The following is a 4,183-nucleotide window of genomic DNA, read 5'->3' as shown; positions in this document are numbered from 1 at the left end:
CGGCCGGGCCCGGCCGACCGCCCGCTGGACCGTCGCCACCTCGACCGCCGTCCTCGGCTGCGTCCTCCTCGTGCTGGGCCCCCGGCTCACCGGAACCGGCACCCCGGTGGACCTCACGGGCGTCCTGCTCGCCGCCGTCGCCGGACTCTCGTACGCCGTCTACGCGTCGATCGGCGGCCGGCTCATCGCCCACGGGCACGAGTCCGGCGCGGTGATGGGCGCGCTGTTCGGCGCGGCCGGGCTGCTCGTCCTGCCGCTCGCCCCGTTCGTCGACGTCACCTGGCTCGGCTCCGTCAGGGGCGCGGCGGTGGCCGGCTACCTCGCCCTGTTCACCGTCCACCTCTCCTACCGCCTCTTCGGCCACGGACTGCGCCGTACGTCCGCGTCGGCGGCCACGTCACTGACCTTGGCCGAGCCCGCCGTCGCCGCCGTCCTGGGCGTCACCGTCCTCGGCGAGCGCCTGGGGTACGTCTCCTGGTGCGGCCTGGCCGTCCTCGGACTGGGGCTGGCCCTCCTCGCCGTCCCCGTGAAGGGGGCGGTCGCCGGTAGCCGGGGCCGGTAGCCGGACGGCCGTCAGCCCGTCCCCACCGCGCCGGTGGCCGAAGGGTGCGCGTGCGCGGTCGGCCGGTAGCCGGACGGCCGTCAGCCCGCCCCCACGGCACCGGTGGCCGAAGGGTGCGCGTGCGCGGCACGCAGGAGTTCCGCGGCGCCCCGTACGGCCGCGGTGTGCGGGGCGGGCACCGGGCTGACCGGAGCGTGCAGCCGGCCGGTCAGCCGGTAGGGGATCTCGGGCCGCAGGGCGCCCCCGCCGGCGAGCAGGGCGCCCCGCCGGAGGGCGTCCAGCGTCCGCGGCGTGCGGTCCTCGTCCAGCATCGCGGTCACCATCGCGGTGACGGCGTCGACGAGGAGGGCGCCCGGCCGGCCGGTGCCGTCGCCGTCACCCGTGCCGAGCGCGGCGCCGCGGGCGTCGATCACCGCGCCGTCGGCGAGCAGGACGACCTCCGTACGGCGGGCGCCGAGGTCCACGACCAGCAGCGGCCGGGACAGGTCGGCCCGCGAGGCCACGGCGACGGCGCGCGCGGTGGGCACGGTGAGCACGGTGCGCGGTCCCAGGACCTCGACTGCGGCGCGGGCCCGGTCCCGGTGGGCGACGCCGCCCAGGACCGGCGCGGTCACGATGACCAGCGGGCGGCCGGCGGCCGGCGGGCGGCTCCCGAACAGCCGGCGGAGCATCCGTGCCGTGCCGGCGATGTCGGCGAGCCCCGGCTCGGGGACCGGTTCCCCGCTCCTGGCGCCGGTCACCGTGGGGACGTCGAGGATCGTGCCCCGGTCGGACGTCCAGGCGCGGGTACGGGCGCCGCCCAGGTCGAGGGCGAGGCCGTAGCACTGCCGGCACAGCGGCCACGGCCGGTGGCGGCCGGAGCCGCGACGGGGTGCGGGGATCACCGGTCCGCCTCTCTGACCTGGCGGCACCGGGCACAGTGACGGGCCTGCGGCACTATCTCCAGCAACTCGCGCGCGATGGGCCGCCGGCACAGGCCGCAGATGCCGTAGCGGCCCTCGTCCATGCGGCGCAGCGCCGCCTCCACGTCGGCGAGGACCATCCGGGCCGAGGCCGCGAGCTGGACCCCCACCTCCACCTGCGAGGGTGCCCGCCGCTCGCGCAGCGCGTCCCCGCGGGCCGGGGCGGCGGCCGTCAGCTGCTGGATCTGCTCCCGGCGGAACAGCAGTTGCTCGCGCAGGTTCTCGCGCAGCACGGCGAGATCCTCCGCGGACAGGGCCGGGGCCCGTTCGGCGACGGTCCGGTGGTTCACGACTTCACCCCTCGGTCAGGACGTGACAGGACAAGGAAGTACGGGGCGTCAGGCGCTGTGGCGCTGGCAGGCGACGCAGAACCGCGTGTACGGCAGGATCTCCAGGCGTTCCGCGGGGACGGGCCGCGAGCAGCCCAGGCAGGCGCCGTAACTGCCGTCCCCGACACGCGCGAAGGCCGCCTCGATCTCGGCGAGCACGCGCCGGACGGCCTCCTTCTGCACGGCCATCACCTGGTCCGCCACGTCCCGCCCGGCCTCCTCGATGGCCCGCAGCTGGGTCAGCCGCGCGTTGCGCTCGTGCTCCAGACGCTGACGGGCCTCGTGCGCCGTCAGACGCTCGGGACGGCCTTCGGTCGGGGGCGTGTCGAGCGACGGCATGGCGGTCCTCTTCCTCCGGTGGGGAAGCGGCCGGCCGGTCGCGGCCGCTGTGTCTCCACCGTCGCCGACGGAACGCGCCCCGCCTATCGGGCGCAGTACCCATCTCTCGCGGCATCCGGTGCCCATCGGGCCCGCCGTCCCGGCGGGGCGCGCGGCGGAAAATGGGCATCAGAGCCCATCGACGCGGCACCGGACAGCCCGCACGCTGTCCGGGGGGCCGGTCGGTCCGCGTCCCGCGTCACACGCGCGCGGGGGCGGTGACCGGCCCGGCGACGAGATGAACGGTGTACGAGGTGTACGCACCGCGTCACGACGAAAGGCGCGATTCCCGGTGTCCCTGTTCTGGCGGATCTTCGGGCTGAACGCGGTGGTGCTGGGCACGGCCACCGCGCTGCTGCTGTGGGCTCCGGTGACCGTCTCCGTGCCGGTCCTGCTGACCGAGGCGGTGATCCTGGTGGGCGGCCTGCTGGTCATGCTGGTCGCCAACGCGGCCCTCCTGCGGCTCGGACTGGCCCCGATCGACCGGCTCACCCGCCTGATGACCACGGTCGACCTGCTGCGCCCCGGCCAGCGGCTGCCCGCGCACGGCCTGCGCGAGGTCGCCGACCTCATCCGCACCTTCAACGCCATGCTCGACCGGCTGGAGAGCGAGCGGGCGGCGAGCAGCGGCCGCGTCCTGCTGGCGCAGGAGGCCGAACGGCGCCGAATCGCGCAGGAACTGCACGACGAGGTGGGGCAGACCATGACCGCGATCCTGCTGTCGCTGAAGCGAGCGGCGGACGAGGCGGACGAGCCCCTGCGCGGGGAACTCCAGCAGGCGCAGGAGATCACCCGCGGCAGCCTGGACGAAGTACGCCGCCTGGTACGCCGACTGCGGCCGGGCGTACTCGACGACCTCGGCCTCGTCAGCGCCCTGACCTCGCTCACCACCGAGTTCACCACGCACGCCGGGCTGCGCGTCCTGCGCCGTTTCGACGCCGACCTGCCCGTCCTGGACCCGCAGACGGAGCTGGTGCTGTACCGGGTCGCCCAGGAGAGCCTGACCAACGCGGCCCGCCATGCCGGAGCCGGCCGGGTCGAGGTCAGCCTGCGTCACACGGACGGCGCGCTGCTGCTGGCCGTCTCCGACGACGGCAACGGAACCGGCATCGGGCACGAGGGCGCGGGCATCCGGGGGATGCGGGAACGGGCGCTGCTCGTGGGAGCCACCCTGGACATCGTCTCCGAGCCGCTGACCGGTACACAGGTCCGGTTGACCGTGCCCGCCCAGAAGAAGGTGCCATGACCCCGACCGACCCGTCCCCGATCCGTATCCTCCTCGCCGACGACCACGCGCTGGTACGGCGCGGAGTGCGGCTCATCCTTGACCGGGAACCCGACCTCGAGGTCGTCGCCGAGGCCGGGGACGGCGCCGAGGCCATCGCCCTGGCCCGGGCCCACGACATCGACCTGGCGGTGCTGGACATCGCGATGCCCCGGATGACCGGCCTCCAGGCGGCCCGGGAACTCGCCGCGCTGAAACCGGGACTGCGCATCCTGATGCTGACGATGCACGACAATGAGCAGTATTTCTTCCAGGCGTTGAAGGCCGGGGCCGGCGGATACGTGCTCAAGTCCGTGGCCGACCGCGACCTGGTCGCCGCCTGCCGGGCGGCCGTGCGTGACGAACCCTTCCTCTATCCCGGCGCGGTCACCGCCCTCGTACGCAACTATCTCGACCGCGTCCGACACGGCGAGGAACCCCCGGACCGGCTGCTGACCGCGCGCGAGGAGGAAGTCCTCAAACTTGTCGCGGAGGGCAACTCCTCGAAGGAGATCGCGGATACGCTCTTCATCAGTATCAAAACCGTCCACCGGCACCGGGCGAACCTCCTGCACAAACTCGGCATGCGCGACCGGCTGGAACTCACCCGGTACGCCATCCGTGCCGGCCTCATCGAACCCTGAACCGGGCCCGCACGGAGACGACCCGCACGGAGACGACCCGCACG

The 4,183-nt window shown here is 74.5% G+C and carries 6 protein-coding genes; 3 read left to right on the top strand and 3 right to left on the bottom strand.

Annotated features, from left to right (window positions below):
* On the top strand, positions 1–562 hold a 562-nt coding region (locus BZL64_RS25580), incomplete at its 5' end, for an EamA family transporter (RefSeq protein ID WP_158101560.1).
* A gap of 80 nt (positions 563–642) precedes the next feature.
* Here the strand turns inward: BZL64_RS25580 and BZL64_RS25575 are convergent.
* Genes BZL64_RS25575 through BZL64_RS25565 form a run of 3 tightly spaced genes read right to left on the bottom strand, consistent with a single transcriptional unit; the run spans position 643 to position 2,192 of the window.
* Complete coding sequence (locus BZL64_RS25575) at positions 643–1,446, bottom strand: hypothetical protein (protein WP_086771545.1); 804 nt, start codon at positions 1,444–1,446, stop codon at positions 643–645.
* A complete protein-coding gene (locus tag BZL64_RS25570; RefSeq protein ID WP_086771544.1) occupies positions 1,443–1,814 on the bottom strand; it encodes a TraR/DksA family transcriptional regulator in 372 nt (123 codons plus the stop codon). The genes BZL64_RS25575 and BZL64_RS25570 overlap by 4 nt, the downstream gene beginning before the upstream one ends.
* 48 nt (positions 1,815–1,862) lie before the next feature.
* Entirely contained in the window at positions 1,863–2,192 is a 330-nt protein-coding gene (locus BZL64_RS25565; protein WP_086771543.1) for a TraR/DksA family transcriptional regulator, read from the bottom strand.
* Positions 2,193–2,523: 331 nt separating this feature from the next.
* Here BZL64_RS25565 and BZL64_RS25560 point away from each other — a divergent pair, with 331 nt between their 5' ends.
* The gene (locus tag BZL64_RS25560) at positions 2,524–3,477 is read left to right on the top strand and encodes a HAMP domain-containing sensor histidine kinase (protein WP_086771542.1); all 954 of its coding nucleotides are present in this window, start codon (positions 2,524–2,526) and stop codon (positions 3,475–3,477) included.
* The gene (locus BZL64_RS25555; protein ID WP_086771541.1) at positions 3,474–4,139 is read left to right on the top strand and encodes a response regulator; all 666 of its coding nucleotides are present in this window, start codon (positions 3,474–3,476) and stop codon (positions 4,137–4,139) included. Before BZL64_RS25560 ends, BZL64_RS25555 begins: the two co-directional genes overlap by 4 nt.
* The last annotated feature ends 44 nt before the right edge of the window (positions 4,140–4,183 follow it).

It is taken from the genome of Streptomyces bobili (assembly GCF_002154575.1).
Classification (GTDB): Bacteria; Actinomycetota; Actinomycetes; order Streptomycetales; family Streptomycetaceae; genus Streptomyces; species Streptomyces bobili.
This window is presented reverse-complemented; position numbering and strand designations above follow the sequence as displayed.

What these genes read in the sequence shown, in the direction of transcription:
- BZL64_RS25565 (WP_086771543.1), bottom strand. Translation starts at nt 2,192, where the DNA reads ATGCCGTCGCTCGACACGCCCCCGACCGAAGGCCGTCCCGAGCGTCTG.
- BZL64_RS25555 (WP_086771541.1), top strand. Translation starts at nt 3,474, where the DNA reads ATGACCCCGACCGACCCGTCCCCGATCCGTATCCTCCTCGCCGACGAC.